A 17,429-nucleotide genomic window follows, 5' to 3' on the forward strand; every position below is an offset into this window, starting at 1 on the left:
CAGGGCATCCCTGTGGGGTCAGCCAATGTCCGCATTGCCATTGTTGTCATCCCCCTCGAGCAACTGGTATTTACGTAACATACCCCTGAACTGGTGGTAGCTCAGGGCCAGCAGATCGGCCGCTTTGCGCTGATTATACTGGGATAGCTGCATCGCTTGCTTGAGTAAATTGATTTCGAACTCAGCTACCGTGTTCTTGAGATCCAGCGGCAGGCTGGGGGCCTGGTGCTCCCCTGGTGCTGTCGTCCCGGCTGAGCCGGTGGTCTGGGCCTCGATCCGGGCCCGGGGACGCCAGGGGGAATCGAAGGGATTGATCACCAGCTCCGCCAGCGGCAACTGCGGATTGCCCTGCCGATAGAGGCTGCGCTCCACCACGTTTTTCAGCTCCCGCACGTTGCCGGGCCAGGGGTAATCCAGCAGCAACTGGGTCGCCTTGCGGGAGAATCCGGCAAACAGCGGATAACCCAGCTCCCGGGTCATGCTGTGGGCGAAGTGCTCCGCCAGCATCAGGATGTCGTCCCGCCGCTCCCGCAGGGGGGGCAATGTGATGACGTCGAACGCCAGCCGGTCCAGCAGATCGTGGCGAAACTGGCCCCGCTCGGCCAGCGCCGGCAGATCCTCGTTGGTGGCGCACACCAGTCGCACATCCACCTTGAGCGGCTTGGCGCCGCCCACCCGCTCGAACTCGCCATATTCGATGACCCGCAGCAGTTTCTCCTGCACCCGGGCGCTGGTGGTGGCCAGCTCGTCGAGGAACAGGGTGCCGCCGTCGGCGCGCTCGAACCGGCCCTGATGGCGCTTGGCCGCGCCGGTGAAGGCGCCCGCCTCGTGGCCGAACAACTCGGTTTCCAGCAGGCTCTCGCTCAAGGTGGCGCAGTTGATGGTGACAAAGCTTTGATCCCAGCGGGCCGAGAGATAATGTAGGCGGTGGGCGATGAGCTCCTTGCCGGTCCCTCGTTCGCCGATGATCAGCACGGGTTTGCGCAGTGGTGCCAGCCGCGAGGTCTGCTCAATGATCTCGAGAAACGCGTTGGACTCACCCAACAGGCTTTCCGTGTCTGTGCTCATCCTTACACCCTGCTCGTTGAAAAATCTGGTCAATCTTACCAAAAGTTAGTGATTTTTATCACCCGTTGTTCCGAGTGACTTGAAACTCATGAAGTGTGCCCATATAAATCAATGAGTTAAAATTCGTTCCAGATTGGCACACAAGTTGCCATTGTCAATGGAGAAACAACCCAATGCCCATCACAGGAGTAGAGTCATGAGTATTTTTTCCCGCCTGGCCGACATCATCAATTCCAATCTGACGGCCCTGCTCGACAAGGCAGAAGATCCCCAGAAGATGGTGCGCCTGATCATTCAGGAGATGGAAGACGAGCTGGTGAAGGAGCGCTCCAATCTGGCCCGCTTCCTCGCGAACCAGAAAGAGATTGGCCGCCAGGTCAGCCGCCATCAGGAGCGGGTGAACGAGTGGCAAGCCAAGGCCGAACTGGCGCTGACCAAGGGCCGCGACGATCTGGCCCGCGCCGCCCTCATCGAGAAGAAGAAACAGACCGAGCTGGCCGAGACGCTGGTGCGTGAACAGCAGGCGGTGGACAGCGGTATCGACAAGCTGGGTGACGAAATTCGCCAGCTGGAAGCCAAGCTCGAAGACGCCCGTGCCCGCCAGAAGGCGATGGCCATTCGCAGCGAGGCGGCCAGCAGCCGTTTGAATGTGCAAAGCCAGGTGGCCCGTGGCGACAGCCAGGCCGTGGTCAGCAAGTTCGAGCGCATGGAGCGCCGCATCGACGAGATGGAGGCCCGCGCCGATCTCGGTCAGTCCGACAAGGCCCTGGCCCAGCAGTTTGCCGAGCTGGAGGTGGACGATCAGATCAGCCGCGAGCTCGAAGCCATGCGCCAGAAGCTGGGCCAGAGCGACGCCACCAAGCAGGGGGAGTAACGAATGGAAGACATCATTGGCATATTGGCGACGCCGCTCATCGTCTTCATGGTGATAGTGGCCCCCATCTGGCTGGTGTTGCACTATCGAGCCAAGGGGCGGATCGGCGTCGGTCTCGCCGACGGTGAGCGGCAGCAGCTGGAAGGGCTGCTGGTGCGCGCCGAGAAGATGCAGGAGCGAGTGGGGGCACTGGAATCCATTCTGGATGCCGAGGTCCCCGGCTGGAGGAACAAGGTATGAGTGCTCTCTATGGCTGCCATGATGCGAGGTTTGCGCCGGTCGGTACACCGGGTTTCATTCCGGATGCCGAGGCCCCTGGCTGGAGGAACAAGGTATGACGCTGTCAAATCAGACGAGTCGCAATCTCTACCGCGACCCCCAGCGGGGCAAGATAGCGGGGATCTGCGCCGGCCTCGCCGACTACTTCGGGGTGGAGATCTGGATAGTGCGGCTGCTGGCCATCACCGGCCTCATCTTCGCCGGTTTCATCACCTTCACCGCCTATATCGCTGCCTGGTTCCTGCTCGACAAGAAGCCGGTCACCCTCTATGGGGAAAAGGATGCCGAGTTCAGCGATCTGCGCATGAAGTCGCGCAGCTGGCAGGCGGGGGTGACGCCTCACCAGGCGCTGGGCCGCATCGCGCAAGAGCTGAATGCGCTCGAACCCAGAGTGCAGCGCATCGAGAAGCTGGTGACCTCCAAGGAGTTCAACTTGCAACGGGAATTCAGCAAGCTGTGATGAGATGACCCATAGCGTCCCGGGCCAGGGAGGGCCGGGGTGCGACAACAGAGAGGATTGATCACGCCTTGATACGCAACAAGCTCGAACAGCAGTGGTCTGTGCTGCAGCACAAGGCCAATGAGGTGGTGAACCGGGTACGGGATCGCCATATCCGGCTGGCGGTCACCGGCCTGTCCCGCAGCGGCAAGACTGCCTTCATCACGGCGCTGGTGAACCAGCTGGAGCACGCGGCCATCGACGGCCGGCTGCCCCTGTGGGATGCCCAGCGTCAGGGGCGGATCCTGGGGGCGCGCCGGGTGCCCCAGCAAAATGCCCACATTCCCACCTTCGCCTATGAGCGGGGCCTCGATTCCCTGTTTGGGGATCCGCCCGCCTGGCCGGAGCCCACCCGCGGCGTGGCCGAGGTGCGCCTCGAAATTCGCTACCGCACCCGCCATCCACTGCGCAAGCACCTGGGGGAGATCTCCACCCTCTATGTGGATCTGGTGGACTACCCGGGGGAGTGGCTGCTGGACTTGCCGCTGCTCGAACTCAGCTACGAGCAGTGGAGCGAGCAGGTGCAACAGCAACTGCGTCGCCCCGAGCTGCAGGCGCTCGCAAGCGGCTGGCTCGAGCCGCGCTGGCAGGCCGAACAGCCCTTCGAGGAGCGGCCCGCCAGCGAGCTGGCCGAGCGCTACACCGATTATCTGCACGCCTGCAAGCGTGAACTCGGTCTGCACCTCATCCAGCCGGGCCGCTTCGTGTTGCCCGGGGAATACGCCGGCGCGCCCTTGTTGCAATTCGTGCCCTGGGTGTGGGACAAGCCCACGGGCGAGCCCGCCGATGGCAGCCTCTATGCCACCTTCAAACAGCGCTTCGAGCAGTACAAGCAGCACCTGGTGCAGGGGTTCTACGAGCAGCACTTCGCCGGCTTCGATCGCCAGATAGTGCTGGTGGACTGCCTGCAACCCCTCAACGCCGGCGCCGCCAGCTTCGGCGACATGCAGCAGGCCATCGCCCGCATCATGGAGAGCTTTGCCTACGGCAAGAGCAACTGGTGGCGCCGGCTGTTCGCCCCGCGCATCGACAAGCTGCTGTTCGTGGCGAGCAAGGCCGATCACGTGACCCCGGAGCAGCACGGCCCTCTGGTCTCCCTGCTGCAGCATCTGGTGAGCAGCGGCCGCGGCCAGGCGCGCTTCGAGGGTATAGAGACCGAATGCCTGGCGCTCGCCGCCATCAAGGCCACCGAGGTGGGCAAGGGGGTCGCCAACGGCCGGGAGTTTCCGGCCATTCGCGGCACCAGCCTGGGCGGCGAGCCGCTGCTGCTGTTCCCGGGGGAGGTGCCGTCCCATATTCCCCCCGCCCAGTGGTGGAGTACCCAGGGCTTTGATTTTCAGGCGTTTCGCCCGCTGCCCATGAGTGCCCATCAGGCGCTGCCCCATATCCGGCTCGATGCGGCGCTGGAGTTTCTGCTCGGGGATCACCTCGAATAATCGGCTGACCTATCTGCGGGCAAACCCGACAGATAGGTGCGGAGGAAGATAAACGATGAACGATCAGACAAAACAACGCCCGGCGCCGCTGCAAGGCAAGGTGGTGCTGGAGCCGGTGATCCCGGTGGCGGCGCAAGAGCCTGCTCCCGCCCCGGCCCAGCGGCTGGAGGAGGCGAGCTTCGAGCGCCTCGACGCCCTCGACGACTTCACCGAGGTGGAGCCCGCCCTGACCATCAAACCCCGCCGCCGTCACCGCCTGCTCGGTTGGGGGCTGGGGGCGGTCGGCCTGCTGTCCCTCGGCCAGTTTGGTGCCTTCCTCTACGACCAATTCGTCTCGTCCCCGCTCTGGGGCGGCGCCTGGCTGCTGGCCTCCGGCCTGGTGCTGGTGGGCACGGCCGGGGTGGCGGGGCGCGAGTGGTTGCGGCTGCGCACCCTCAAGCGACGCCAGGATGTGCGCTCTCGCGCCGAAGACTTGCTGGCCCGCCAGGGGGTGGGGCAGGGTCAGGCGTTTTGCGAGGCCCTGGCGACCAGGAGCGGTGACAAGGGGCGGGAGGGGTACAACCACTGGTTATCTCAGCTCGACGAGAGCCACAGCGATCGGGAGGTGCTGACCCTCTACAGCCAGCTGGTGCTGACCGAGCGCGACAAGCTCGCCCAGGCACGGGTCGCCAAGTGGTCGGGGGAGGCCGCCGTGCTGGTGGCCCTGAGCCCGCTCGCTACCGTCGACATGATGCTGATGCTGTGGCGAAACCTGCGGATGATCGAAGATATTGCGGATGTTTATGCCATCGAACTCGGCTACTGGAGTCGTATTCAGCTGATCCGACAGGTGTTTCGCAACATGCTCTATGCCGGCGCCACCGAGCTCGTCACCGAAGTGGGCATGGACTTGCTGGGGGCCGAGCTCACCGCCAAGCTCTCCGCCCGCGCAGCGCAAGGGGTGGGGGCCGGTCTGCTCACCGCCAGGCTGGGGCTGCGCACCATGGAGGCGTGCCGCCCGCTGCCCTGGTGCGGGGATGAGAAACCCAAGCTCGGCGAGTTGCGCAAGCGGTTGATCGGCCAAATAACGGGCTATCTCAGCAAATCCTAAGTCCGTTGCAAAGGTGATGATGAGGGGGCGGTCAACTGGCTGATCAGCCGACTGGCGAGCTATCTCAGCAAGTCCTGAGCCGGGGAACCGGCATGTCACAAATTGTTTACATCGATGGCAAGCAGCCGACCTTGGGGTCGGCTGCTTTTTTAGGGGGCAAACCGTTACAGTGATCCCATAGACCTTTACAGACAGGCCTGTACCAACAGACCTGCGTAAACAGACTTACGCAAAGGCGCCCCAGTGGGGTGGGATGGAACGGGATCATGGCAAGCCTCTACACAGCACATCAAGCGGACGAGCAGGGCGTCATCCACTATCGGGATGAGGAGCACGGCACCTGGCAGATCCTGATCGAGCGCCAGCTCGCGGCGCTGGAGGGCAAGGCCTGTGACCAATACCTGACGGGGCTGGCGCGCCTCAACCTGCCCCTGGATCGCATTCCGCAGCTCGGTGAGATCAATGCCGTGCTGCAACCCGCCACCGGCTGGTCCGTGGTGGCGGTGCCGGCGCTCATCTCCTTCGATCGCTTCTTCTCGCTGCTGGCCAACCGCCAGTTCCCGGTCGCCACCTTCATCCGGCGCCGGGACGAGCTCGATTACCTGCAGGAGCCCGACATCTTTCACGAGTTGTTTGGCCACTGCGCCATGTTGACCAACCCGGCGTTCGCCCACTTCACCCATGTCTATGGCCAGCTCGGCCAGAAGGCGAGCAAGGAGGACAGGGTCTATCTGGCGCGCCTCTACTGGTTCACGGTGGAGTTTGGCCTGGTGCAGGGGGAGCTGGCAGAGGGAAATGAGGGGCTGCGCATCTATGGTGGCGGCATTCTCTCTTCCATCGGTGAGACCGCCTATGCCCTCGGAGGCGTGCCAGTGTTGCAGCCGTTTGATCCCATAGAGGTGCTGCGCACCCCCTATCGCATCGACATCATGCAACCCATCTATTTTGTCCTGCCGCAGCTCGATGAGCTCTATCGGCTGGCGGATCAGGACATCATGGCCATGGTGGGGGAGGCCCGCCGCCTCGGCCTGCATGCCCCGCGCTTCGTGCCCGGTGTCAGTCAACATGCGGGCAAGCAGGCGAGCTGAAGGCCGCGCCTCGCCCAGTTTCCCACGATTTATCAACGAAAGGAGTCCCGAATGTCCGAACTGGCAAGCCAACAGTGCGAAGCGTGCCGTGCCGATGCCCCGAAAGTCAGCGACGAGGAGCTGGCCGAGCTGATGCATCTCATCCCCGACTGGCAGCCCCTGGTGGTGAACGGGGAGCTGCAACTGCGCCGGGAGTTTGCGTTTCGCAACTTCAAGGAGGCGCTCGCCTTCACCAACCGGCTCGGTGAGCTGGCGGAGGCGGAGTTCCATCACCCGGCGATCCTGACCGAGTGGGGCAAGGTGACCGTCAGCTGGTGGACCCACAAGATCGGTGGATTGCACCGCAACGACTTCATCATGGCGGCGCGCACCGACGAGCTGCCCAGATAATGGTGGTCTGCGTCGGCACGGTCCCATCATGGGGATCCATACCGACGAGCTGCTCAAGTCGTCTTCTCGCCGCAACAGCACACAACAAAGCGGGCCTGTCCGGTGAAAACGGGACGGGCCCGCATTTTTATGGGCCAGCCCTCGCACTGGCGGGATCGAGTCTGTATCATCCGGTTATTCAGAATGTTAGCCAGGAAGTGTGTGCCGAATGCGTCTTGAAGTCAGCTGTGAAGACCGCCTGGGCTTGACCCGGGAATTGCTCGACCGTCTGGTGGAGCACAACATCGATCTGCGCGGCATCGAAATCGATACCTCAGGCATCATCTACCTCAACTTCCCCGAGCTGGAGTTCCGCGATTTCCAGCACCTGATGCCGGAGATCCGCCGCATCCCCGGCATCTACGACGTCAAGACTATTCCCTACATGCCCTCCGAGCGGGAGCATCACGAGATTGAGGCGCTGCTCAAGGCGCTGCCGGATCTGGTGTTTTCCCTCGACAGCAAGGGCAGGGTGACCCAGGCCAACCAGGCCGCCCTCACCACGCTTGCCTTGCCGCCGGAAGAGGTGCGCGGCGTCGCCCTCGGTTCCCTGGTCAAGGGTTTCTCCTTTACCCGCTGGCTGGAGGCGAGCGAGATCAAGCCGCAGACCTGCAAGCTCAGCCTCGGCGGCGAGGAGTACCTCGGCGATCTGATGCCGCTGTTCGTGGCCGAGGAGAAGGGCAAACAGGCCCTGGCCGGCGCCGTGGTGGTGCTGAAATCCGCCCGCCGGGTCGGCATGCACTTCAGCGCGCTGCACGCGGTGGAAGTCGGCGGCTTCGAGCATCTGCAGGCCGAGAGCCAGAAGATGAAGGAGGTGCTGGCCCAGGCCGCCAAGCTCGCGATGCAGGATGCCCCCTTGCTCATCGTCGGCGAGACCGGCACCGGCAAGGAGCTGCTGGCCCGCGCCTGCCACGGCGCCAGCCTGCGCTCCAGCCACCCCTTCATGGCGCTCAATTGCGCCGCCATGCCGGACAACGTGGCCGAGAGCGAGCTGTTTGGCTACGCCCCCGGCGCCTTTGGCAACAACACCGAGGGCAAGCGTGGCGTGCTGGAGCTGGCGAGCGGTGGCACCCTGATGCTGGACGAGATCGGCGACATGTCACCCCACCTGCAGACCAAGTTCCTGCGGGTGCTGCAGGATGGCGTCTTCCGCCGGGTCGGTGACGAGCAGGAGGTGCGGGTCAACGTGCGCTTCATCTGCACCACCCAGAAGCAGTTGCTGGATCTGGTGCACGAGGGCAAGTTCCGCGAAGATCTCTATTACCGCCTCAACGTGCTGAGTCTGGCGCTGCCCCCCCTGCGCGAGCGCAAGGCGGACATCATGGCGCTGGCCCAGCAGTTCGTGTTTCGTTTTGCGAGCGAATTGCAGCGCCCGCGCCCGCGCTTCACCCGCAACATGGCCGAATACCTGACCGCCTACCGCTGGCCGGGCAACGTACGCCAGCTGCGCAACTGCCTCTATCGGGCCATGACGTTGCTGGAAGGGGACGAAATAGGCCCGGAGCACGTGGACCTGCCGGTGGCGGCGGATGCCATGCCGCTCATCGACGAGTGGTTCGAGGGCGGGCTGGATGAGGCGGTGAAGCGCTTCGAGAGCCGGCTGCTGGAGCGGCTCTACCCGGCGTTTCCCTCCACCCGCCAATTGGCCAAGCGACTCGGCGTGTCCCACACCGCCATCGCCAACAAGCTGCGTGAATACGGGATCGGCAAGAAGTAGTCAGATGACGGCTTATCTTTCATGGCACCCGTCTCGGATCGGGTGCTTGCCATTGCTGCGACACCGGGTGACGCAACCGGTGCCCGACCCGATGGGCACCAGCCTCGGGGCTGATAAGCTCGAGCCGACTCCTCTCTGGCATTCCCTTCATGGGCGTCGGGCCACCTCGGTACCGGCGTGGGCATAAGCGCAGGCAACATGCAATCACACCATCTTATCCGGGCCATGGCCTTGCTTGCCCCCCTGTGCTGTTCGCTGACCTTGATGGCCGAGCCGGGGCCCCTGACCTCGGCGGAGGTCCGCAGCGACCACGTGCGTCAAACCGTGCTCGATATCCTGAGTTATACCCGCTGGCCGAGTGAACCTGCCGAGTTGCGACTCTGCATCACGGCGCCGACGGAGTACGCCAGCACCCTGCGCACCATCAAGCAGCAGGCCAACGGCCGGCTGGTCGATGTCCACCGCTACGAGACGGATGACGAGGCGCTGAGTCAGCGCTGCGACGTGATCTATCTGGGGGTATTGGCTCCCGAGCAGCGTCTGGCACTGTTCGGGAGGCTGCGGGGCCACGCCATCCTCAGCATCAGCGAGCAGAGCCGTGAGTGCATCGCCGATGCGGTGTTCTGCCTGCAGGCCGGATTGGATCGGGTGCGTTTTCGCGTCAATCTGGATGCGCTGGCCCGCAGCGGTGTGCGGGTGCATCCGGCGGTGCTGAAACTGGCCAGGGCAGATGAGGAGGAGCGATGAAAACCCCGTCTCATTCCGTCGGCCCGCGCATCACCTTGCGACAGAGCCTGGGGCGCACCCACATGGTGACCTCCCTGACCGCCGTCTGCATGGCGGGGCTGTTCCTGACCATCACCGCCTTGCTGGCACTGCGGCTCTATGCGGATCACAACCTGGAGCTGCTGGCCCGCGCCATCAGCTACACCACCGAGGCGGCGGTGGTGTTCCACGACGAGGAGGCGGCGAAGGATGCCCTGCAGGCCATCACGGCGCACGAGGACGTGGTCAGCGCCACCATCTTGCTGCCGAGCGGTCAGGTGCTGGCGAGCTGGAGCCGTGACATCACCAGCCCCTGGTCCAATCTGGGGCAACACCTGGCGCGGCTGCTCCTGCCGGGGCCAATAGAGCTGCCCATGATGCGCGAGGGCAAGGAGATAGCCCGCATTCACCTGGTCGGCCACGGCCAATACCTGCTGCGCTTCCTGTTGCAGACCCTGCTGGCGACCCTGGTCTGCCTGCTGCTCAGCATACTGGGCGCCCTCTATGTGGCGCGCCGGATGCAATATTCCATCACAGCTCCCCTCAAGGCGCTGGCACAGGTCGCCCACAGCGTCCGTCGCCGGCGAACCCTCAATCAACGGGTTCCCTCTGCCAATATCGCCGAGCTGCACGAGCTGGGAGAGGATTTCAACTCCCTGCTCGATGAACTGGAGGCCTGGCAGGCCCACCAGAAGCGGGAGAATGCCAGCCTGCTGCATCAGGCGACCCACGACTCCTTGACCGGTCTCCCCAATCGATCCCTGTTCGAGGCCCGTCTGGCTCAGGCTATCAGGCTAGGTGATGCCCAGAACGAACGATTCGCCTTGTTGTATCTGGATTGCGATCGCTTCAAGCAGATCAATGACAGCCTGGGTCACGCCGCCGGCGACGAGGTGCTGGTGGCCCTGGCGCGGCGGGTGCAGCACCAGCTCAGGCCGATGGATCTGGTGTGCCGGCTGGGGGGAGACGAGTTCGCCATCCTGCTGGCCCCGTTGCACCATGAGCGCGAAGTGCGTGAGGTGATGCTGCGGATCCAGCAGGCAATGGCCGCCCCCGTGGTGTTGGGGGATGGTCGTCATCTGGAGGTGGGCGTCAGTGTCGGCTTTGCCATGTATCCCGAGCAGGGGCTGACGGCCGACGCGCTGCTGCAACAGGCGGACAGCGACATGTATCAAGCCAAGCGACAACGCAGGGAGGGGATCACCGGCCAACAGACGAATACATGATGTTTTTTCAGGCAAAAATAATAAATAAAAGGATGATAACAATGAACATTTCCAACCTGATAAAGGCGGGCCTTGTCGGTCTGCTGCTGAGCGTGCTGGCGGCTTGCCAGAGTGCACCACGGGGCCTCTCGGCAGAGCAGGTTGCCACGCTCAAGGAGCAGGGGTTCCACCTCACCGATGAGGGCTGGACCCTGGATATTTCCAACAAGGTGCTGTTCGCCAACAACGTGGGCGCCCTCAACCCCAACACCCGCCAGGTGGTAGAGAAGCTGGGCAAGGCCCTGCTTTCTGTGGGTCTGAACAAGGCCAGGGTGGACGGTCATACCGACGCCAACGGCGAGGCCAGCTACAACCAGCAACTCTCCCTGAAACGGGCTCAGTCCGTGGCCGACGTCCTGGTGTCGGTGGGGATGCCGGCGGCCAATCTGGACATCCGTGGCCGGGGCGAAGAGGCACCGATTGCCGACAACGGCAACGCCGCCGGACGGGCGGAGAATCGCCGGGTCGCCATCATCATCGGCAACGACTGATCCCGGCCGTGCATCAGCGGCGAGCATTCCCTGTCTTGAGGGCCTTAGGCCACTTCTCCCGTTAGTCGGAATGCGTGTGTACGACCACTCTCCTGGCAGTTTTGCTGCGCACGGGGGAGTGGCTATCGCCGAACAGGGCATCTCCTTCGCTACTGTATTCGGGTCCTTCGACCGACGATCGCTTGCAATTCAAGGCTTAAGTGCCACCCCAGTGCCCCTGATTTGATCCAGCACAAGGTCGTAGTGAACTGATATTCGTTATCATTTGCATTATTTTCTGATGGTAACTTGCCAGTGACAACAGCAACCCTCACCCCGACCATGACAGGGCTCGCGACCCCTGATCCCCTCAAATTCGCCTTCGCCGCCAAGACCTCGGCCCATGCCAGCCGTGGCGGCATACGTCCCCTGACACTCGATGACGCCGGCTGGCAAGCCTGGTGGCAGCAGGAGAGCCAGGTGGAGGAGCGGGCGCTCTACATCCACATTCCGTTTTGCCGCAAACGCTGCAGCTTCTGCAACTTCTTCGAAAATGGCGCCAACCCGGCGCGGATGAGCCGCTACATGGCGGCCCTGTGCGCCAGCCTGCATCAGGCCGCCGATGCGCCCTTTGGCCAGAGCCGGCCCTTCTCGGCCGTCTACGTGGGGGGCGGTACGCCCACCGACATGGCGGCCGACGATCTGGCGCGTCTCGCCGAGGCCATCCGCCGTTTCCCGCTGACGGCCGATGCGGAAGTGACCCTGGAGGGGCGCCTCAACGGCTTCGATGACGAGAAGTGGCAGACCGCCCTGGCGGGAGGTTTCAACCGCTTCTCGTTCGGGGTGCAGAGCTTCGATACCGAAGTGCGCCAGCAGGCGGCCCGCTTCGATGACAGGGAGACACTGTTGGCCCGGCTGGCCGAGCTGACCCGGGATGATGCCGTCGTGATAGTGGCGGATCTCATCTTCGGCCTGCCCGGTCAGGACGACACCGTCTGGCGCCAGGACATTGCGGACGTGATGGCGAGCGGGGTGCACGGGGTGGATCTCTATCAGCTCATCGCCATGGCGGGCACCAACCTGGAACGCGCCGAGGCCAAGGGCAAGCTCGGCTGGTCCGCCGATGGCCAGCAGCGGGCCAGCATGTATGCCTATGGCGCCCAGACCCTGGAGCAGGGGGGCTGGCAGCGCCTCTCCGGCAGCCACTGGCGCCGCGGTGACGCCGAGCAGAGCCGCTATAACCAGATGGCCAAGCGCGGGGCCGAGATCCTCCCCTTCGGCGCCGGGGCGGGGGGCAGCGTGCACGGTCACGGCCTGATGTATGGCCGGGATCTGGCGCTCTGGCACGAGGCGCTGGCCGCTGGCGTGCGCGCCCCCGGCATGGTGATGGGGCGCAACCCCAACGCGCGCATCGACGGCCTGCTGCGCGGGGCGCTGGATACCGGCTGGCTCGCGCTGAACCGGTTGCCATCCCCCCTGCAAACTCACCTGATGCCGCTGTTTATGGCCTGGCAGCGCCACGGGCTGGCGGAGCTGACCGACCAGCGGCTCGAGCTGACCCTGGCGGGGCGCTTCTGGAACGTCAACCTGCAGGCCGGGCTGTTTGAATTCCTGCAGCTCAACCCCCTGGGGGGCGGGTCAGCCCCCTCCGCCAGTCTGGGACACCCGGGCGGGGCGGTACGACATTCGCTGGTGTGAGTGATTTGCACACTATAAAAATGGCCCATCCTGTGATGGGCCATTTTTTATGCTGACAAATACCTTGTTACTAGTCGTTGATGCTGTCTACCCGCACTTTCAGGCTGCCCTCGGCCAGGGTGGTCACGAGCGACTGGCCGGGGCTCACCTGGCTGGCGCGGCTGATGACCTCGCCACTTGCGCTGCGGGTGATGGAGTAGCCGCGGCCCAGGGTGGCCAGCGGGCTGACCCCGTCGAGCCGTGCGCTCAGCATGGCGAGGCGATGGCCGGCGAGACTCTGGCGCTTGGCCATCAGGCTATGGAGCCGCTCCTCGGCGAGCTGATGACGGCGCTTGCCGGCCGCCAGCAGCTTCTCGGGGCTCCGGGCCTGCAGGCGCAGCTCGAGGTTGGCGAGGCGCCGCTCCCCCTGATGCAGGCGGCTTGCCAGCAATTGCTGCAGACGGCTGGCGAGCTCGTCGAGGCGCTGGGATTGCTGCTCCAGCCGGCGCTTGGGGTCTTGATGATCCAGCCGCTTTTGCAGCAGCGCGAAGCCGTGGCTGGCGGCGGTCTGGCGCCGCGCCATGGCCTGCGCGAGCCGCTGGCGCAGGTGGGCGAGGCGCTGGGCGCGGGTGCTTCTGTCCGGCGCCACCAGCTCGGCGGCGGCGGAGGGGGTGGGGGCACGCAAGTCGGCGGCAAAGTCGCTGATGGTGACGTCCACCTCGTGGCCGACGGCGCTCACCACGGGAATGGCGGAGCGGCTGATGGCGCGGGCCACCGCCTCCTCGTTGAAGCACCAGAGATCTTCCAAGGATCCGCCGCCGCGACCGACGATCAGCACGTCCACCTCGGCGCGGCGGTTGGCAAGCTGGATCGCCGCCACTATCTGGCCGATGGCGGCGCTGCCCTGCACCTGGGTCGGGTAGATGAAGACCGGCAGGTCCGGCGCCCGGCGCCCCAGCACCGTCAGCATATCGTGCAGGGCGGCGCCGGTGGCGGAGGTGACCAGCCCCACGGCGCGCGGCTCGCGGGGCAGCGGCCGCTTGCGAGCCTCGTCGAACAAGCCCTCGGCGCCCAGGCGGCGCTTGAGCTCCTCGAAGCGCAGGGCCAGCATGCCGTCGCCGGCGGGCTGCATGGATTCGATGATGAGCTGGTAGTCGCCGCGGGGCTCATAGAGAGAGACCCGCGCCTGTACCAGCACCTGCATGCCGTCTTGTGGACGGAACGGCACCCGCCGGTTGTTGCCCTTGAACATGGCGCAGCGCACCTGGGCGGAGATGTCTTTCAAGGAGAAATACCAGTGGCCCGAGCTTGGCATCGCCAGGTTGGAGAGCTCCCCGGTCAGCCACACCAGCCCCAGATCCTGCTCCAGGATCATGCGCACGGCGCTGTTGAGGCGGGTGACGGTAAAGATCTGCTGCCTGTCTTGGCTGGATTCGTCGCGATGATTCAAGGTTGGTCCTGCTGCTGTGCCCGGCCCGGAGTGAGGGGGGAGAAGACAATGGGGCCTATCTTACCCCAGTTCGCACGGGGAGCCGAGCCCGAGGAGGCCCGGCCTGATAGCTGGAATGGGGCAGGGGTTGAGTCAGCGCACCGGCTGGCTCGCGGGCTTGGCTGTCTTGGCCGGGCTCACCACCAGCCAGACCGCGAGGCAGACGACGGCGCCGCCGATGACAAAGCCACCGGTGAGGGTCTCGCCGAGCACCAGATAGCCCCACAGTATGCCAAACGGGGGGATGAGGAAGGTGACCGTCAGGGAGCGCAGCGGTCCTATGTCGGCGATCAGCCGGAAGTAGAGCAGGTAGGCGAGGGCGGTACAGATGAAACCGACGGCCAGGATGCTGGCCCACACCTCGGGGATGGCCCAGTTGACGACAGGCCCGGCCGCCATGGTGTAGCCGAAGAAGGGGAGCAGGAACAGGCAGGCCCCGAGCTGGCTGCCAAACGCCACCAGCTTGGCATCGAGGCCGCCCTGCTCGGTGATCCAGCGGCGGGTCAGGAAGCCGGCGCAGCCGTAACAGGCGGTGGCGATGAGGCAGGCCAGCACCCCGGTGATGACGTTGCCGGTCAGGCTCAGCTCCCCCGTGGTGGTGATGAGGGTGATGCCCACCAGGCCCAGCATGACGCCGGCCCATTTGCGCAGGCTCAGTGGCTCGTTGAAGCAGGAGAAGCCGATCAGCGCCCCCATCAGCGGGGTGGTCGCGTTGAGGATGGCCGAGTAGCCGGCGGGCAACCAGAGCGCGGCGATGGCGTACATCAGGAAGGGCACGCCCGAGTTGATGATGCCAAGCACCATGGCGGACTTCAGCTTGCCCTTGAAGCGCATGGGGGTGCGCAGCAGAAGCAGCATGACGGCGAGCCCGATGAGGGCGAAGAAGACCCGCAGGAAGGTGGTGTTGACCGAGCCGAACGCCGGGGCGGCGATGCGCATGAACAGGAAGCTGGCGCCCCAGATGGCGGCCAGCGCCAGCAGTCTCACATAATCCGATGTTCTCATCTTCTCTCCTTGAAATGACGGGCGGCCCTGCATCATGCAGGGCCGCCCCCTGTCTGGCAACCGGGTGAAGGGGGTACCAATAAACAAGGCACCACCTGGGTGATGCCTCGTGACTATTCACTGCCTGAACCAGGCTGGGGTCTGTGCGACTCGGCCTTGAGGCCTATATCGTCACTCGCTTTCCGGCTGGCTGACGAAGGCTATCTTGTGCAGCCCGTGCTGGGAGGCCTGTGCCATCACCTTGGCGATGGCGCCGTACTCCACGCTCTTGTCGATGCGCAGCTGGATCTCGGGGATCTCCGGCTTGGCCTCGCTGGCCTTGACCATCTGGGCGAGCAGTGCCGTCTCATCGACCTCCTTGTCGTTCCAATACATTTTGCCGGCGCCGTCGATGGAGAGGATCACATCTTCCTGCTTGGGCTGATTGACCTGGCTGCTGGCCTCGGGCAACTCGAGCTTGACCGCGTTGGTGAGCAGGGGGGCGGTGATCATGAAGACGATGAGCAACACCAGCATGACGTCGATCATCGGGATCATGTTGATCTCGGAGAGCGGCTGCTCGTCCGATTCCCCGGGAAGTTTGCCGAAAGCCATTACATCTGCCCCTTCTTGGCGGTCTCGCTCTTGGCACTCTCGATGTCGGACAGCTGGGTCACGTTGGACGGGGTTTTCTCAAATCCGGTCACCAGTAGGGCAAACAGGTCGTAGGCGAACTCGTCCAGCGCCGCGAGTTTGAGGCGGTTGCGGCGCACGAAGAAGTTGTAGATGAGCACCGCAGGCAGGGCGACGGCGAGGCCGAAGCCGGTCATGATCAGGGCTTCACCCACAGGGCCTGCGACCTTGTCCAGGCTGCTCTGACCGGCCGCACCTATGGCCAGCAGCGCGTGATAGATGCCCCAGACGGTACCAAAGAGCCCGATGAAGGGGGCTGCGGAACCGACGGAGGCGAGGAAGGCCAGGCCGTGTTCGAGGCGGATCCGCTCCATGGTGATGGCATGGCGCAGGGCACGCAGCAAGAAGTCGTCCGGAGAGCCCAGCTTGAGGGAGACGGCTCGACCCTGTGCCCGATCGAGTTGGGACACGGCCTCGAGGGCGGCATGGGTTATCCGGCCATAGGCTTCCTCGGGGGGCGTGTGGGCGAGCTGGCGCTCCATCTCCTGCACGCTCTCATGCTGCCAGAACTGATCCACGAAGCGGGCGTTCAGCCGCTGCTCGCGATAGCTGAGGTAGAGCTTGAGCAGCGCGTAGTAGCAGGTGCCGAGCGACATCAGTACCAGCAGGATCAGTGGGACCAGGCCCACCCCGGTGTTTTGGCTGAGCAGGTGGTAGATGCCCATCGAGTTTGTTTCGATTTCCGGATTCATGGCTTATGCCCCTAACTTGAAAATAATGGTAACCCCTGTCCAGGCTGGGACGGCGGTATTGTTCTGCTTGGCTGGAATGAAGCGCCAACGGCTGACGGTCTTGCGAGCGACCATGTCCAGGCGCCGATGACCACTGCTCTGCTCCACTTCGACCGACTCGGCGGTGCCCTCTTTGGTGACGCGCACCTTCAATACCACGCGCCCTTCCTCACCCCGTCGGCGTGACTCCTGGGGGTAGGGTGGCTCGGGGTTGTTCAATCTGGCATCCCGCGCGATGGGCGCACTGCTGCCGGCCCCGGCGCCCGTCTGGCGGGACTTGGTCGGCGGCGCACTGGCGCCACTCGCGCTCTGGGTATTGGCCGCCGCCTGCGGGGTAGCAGGGGCAGAGGGCGCGACCACCGGCTCGGCCTTGGCCACTGGCGCCGGTTTGGTCACCGGCACTGGCTTGGGTTTTGGCTTGGGCGGAGTGGGCGCCGGCTTGGGAGCCGGTTTCTTGACGACCGGCTTGACCACTTTTGGCGGCACCGGGGTCGGTTTCTTCACCACGGGCGGCGCAGGCACGGCCGCTGGCGCCGCCGGCTTGGCCGGTGCGTCATCTTTGTCCGACTCGCCGGCCCAGCGGGCAGACAAGGTGATGGGTTCGGGTGGTGTGATGGGGTCGGCGCGGTTGTTGTGCACCAACCACAGGATGGCGAGATGCAGCGCAATCGCGACGGCCAGGCAGACAAGCTGAGCCGGGCCAAAGGTCACATTGTTGCTACCGGGTGCTGGCCTCGAGATGCAGGCATTCATCACCCTTCTCCATTACAGATGGTCATATTCATACTCAAAACGTCGATGAAACTGGCACCAGAACAGGGCCTTGCCGCGGAGCATACCCTAGCTTGCATGACGCAAACAAGAAAGATTATCAA

At 64.3% G+C, this 17,429-nt stretch carries 18 protein-coding genes; 12 read left to right on the forward strand and 6 right to left on the reverse strand.

The genetic code is table 11. The features are described 5' to 3' along the window. Positions 1-18 precede the first annotated feature (18 nt). Positions 19-1,068, reverse strand: a complete 1,050-nt coding sequence (pspF, locus tag MM194_RS01020) for a phage shock protein operon transcriptional activator (RefSeq protein ID WP_241342350.1) — start codon at positions 1,066-1,068, stop codon at positions 19-21. A 196-nt stretch (positions 1,069-1,264) separates the two neighbouring features. On the opposite strand from pspF, the gene pspA reads away from it, so the two are divergent. The 12 genes from pspA to hutW all read left to right on the forward strand — a co-directional run bounded on the left by pspA (position 1,265) and on the right by hutW (position 12,678). Then, positions 1,265-1,942: a phage shock protein PspA gene (pspA, locus tag MM194_RS01025; protein WP_241342351.1), complete on the forward strand. Its 678-nt coding sequence runs from the start codon at positions 1,265-1,267 to the stop codon at positions 1,940-1,942. A gap of 3 nt (positions 1,943-1,945) precedes the next feature. After that, positions 1,946-2,182, forward strand: coding sequence for an envelope stress response membrane protein PspB (gene pspB / locus MM194_RS01030; RefSeq protein ID WP_033129602.1), 237 nt, complete (start codon positions 1,946-1,948; stop codon positions 2,180-2,182). A 94-nt stretch (positions 2,183-2,276) separates the two neighbouring features. Beyond that, positions 2,277-2,681: an envelope stress response membrane protein PspC gene (gene pspC, locus MM194_RS01035; RefSeq protein ID WP_241342352.1), complete on the forward strand. Its 405-nt coding sequence runs from the start codon at positions 2,277-2,279 to the stop codon at positions 2,679-2,681. 68 nt (positions 2,682-2,749) lie between these two features. Further along, positions 2,750-4,156, forward strand: a complete 1,407-nt coding sequence (locus MM194_RS01040; RefSeq protein ID WP_241342353.1) for a YcjX family protein — start codon at positions 2,750-2,752, stop codon at positions 4,154-4,156. 55 nt (positions 4,157-4,211) lie between these two features. Further along, on the forward strand, positions 4,212-5,246 hold the full coding sequence (locus MM194_RS01045) for a TIGR01620 family protein (RefSeq protein ID WP_241342354.1): 1,035 nt from the start codon (positions 4,212-4,214) through the stop codon (positions 5,244-5,246). 266 nt (positions 5,247-5,512) lie between these two features. Beyond that, positions 5,513-6,334, forward strand: coding sequence for a phenylalanine 4-monooxygenase (phhA, locus tag MM194_RS01050; RefSeq protein ID WP_033129598.1), 822 nt, complete (start codon positions 5,513-5,515; stop codon positions 6,332-6,334). 51 nt (positions 6,335-6,385) lie between these two features. Next, positions 6,386-6,724: a 4a-hydroxytetrahydrobiopterin dehydratase gene (locus MM194_RS01055; protein WP_033129597.1), complete on the forward strand. Its 339-nt coding sequence runs from the start codon at positions 6,386-6,388 to the stop codon at positions 6,722-6,724. A 208-nt stretch (positions 6,725-6,932) separates the two neighbouring features. After that, complete coding sequence (gene tyrR, locus MM194_RS01060) at positions 6,933-8,480, forward strand: transcriptional regulator TyrR (protein WP_033129596.1); 1,548 nt, start codon at positions 6,933-6,935, stop codon at positions 8,478-8,480. 225 nt (positions 8,481-8,705) lie between these two features. Beyond that, positions 8,706-9,227, forward strand: coding sequence for a YfiR family protein (locus tag MM194_RS01065; protein WP_238566383.1), 522 nt, complete (start codon positions 8,706-8,708; stop codon positions 9,225-9,227). After that, positions 9,224-10,471 (forward strand): diguanylate cyclase, encoded by a 1,248-nt coding sequence (locus tag MM194_RS01070; RefSeq protein ID WP_241342355.1) that lies wholly within the window; start codon positions 9,224-9,226, stop codon positions 10,469-10,471. The genes MM194_RS01065 and MM194_RS01070 overlap by 4 nt, the downstream gene beginning before the upstream one ends. A 41-nt stretch (positions 10,472-10,512) precedes the next feature. Beyond that, positions 10,513-11,001, forward strand: coding sequence for an OmpA family protein (locus tag MM194_RS01075; RefSeq protein ID WP_033129593.1), 489 nt, complete (start codon positions 10,513-10,515; stop codon positions 10,999-11,001). A 321-nt stretch (positions 11,002-11,322) separates the two neighbouring features. After that, entirely contained in the window at positions 11,323-12,678 is a 1,356-nt protein-coding gene (gene hutW, locus MM194_RS01080) for a heme anaerobic degradation radical SAM methyltransferase ChuW/HutW (RefSeq protein ID WP_241342535.1), read from the forward strand. 70 nt (positions 12,679-12,748) lie between these two features. Here hutW and xseA read toward each other — a convergent pair whose 3' ends face one another. The 5 genes from xseA to MM194_RS01105 all read right to left on the reverse strand — a co-directional run bounded on the left by xseA (position 12,749) and on the right by MM194_RS01105 (position 17,307). Continuing rightward, a complete protein-coding gene (gene xseA, locus MM194_RS01085) occupies positions 12,749-14,107 on the reverse strand; it encodes an exodeoxyribonuclease VII large subunit (protein ID WP_033129591.1) in 1,359 nt (452 codons plus the stop codon). Positions 14,108-14,239: 132 nt separating this feature from the next. Continuing rightward, entirely contained in the window at positions 14,240-15,151 is a 912-nt protein-coding gene (locus MM194_RS01090) for a DMT family transporter (RefSeq protein WP_033129590.1), read from the reverse strand. Positions 15,152-15,322: 171 nt separating this feature from the next. After that, entirely contained in the window at positions 15,323-15,745 is a 423-nt protein-coding gene (locus tag MM194_RS01095) for a biopolymer transporter ExbD (protein ID WP_033129589.1), read from the reverse strand. Then, complete coding sequence (locus MM194_RS01100) at positions 15,745-16,515, reverse strand: MotA/TolQ/ExbB proton channel family protein (protein ID WP_241342356.1); 771 nt, start codon at positions 16,513-16,515, stop codon at positions 15,745-15,747. Before MM194_RS01100 ends, MM194_RS01095 begins: the two co-directional genes overlap by 1 nt. A gap of 3 nt (positions 16,516-16,518) precedes the next feature. Then, complete coding sequence (locus tag MM194_RS01105; RefSeq protein WP_241342357.1) at positions 16,519-17,307, reverse strand: TonB family protein; 789 nt, start codon at positions 17,305-17,307, stop codon at positions 16,519-16,521. Positions 17,308-17,429: the final 122 nt, after the last annotated feature.

The sequence above is a fragment of the Aeromonas sp. MR16 genome (assembly GCF_022549315.1).
In the GTDB taxonomy this organism is placed as follows: Bacteria; Pseudomonadota; Gammaproteobacteria; order Enterobacterales; family Aeromonadaceae; genus Aeromonas; species Aeromonas aquatica.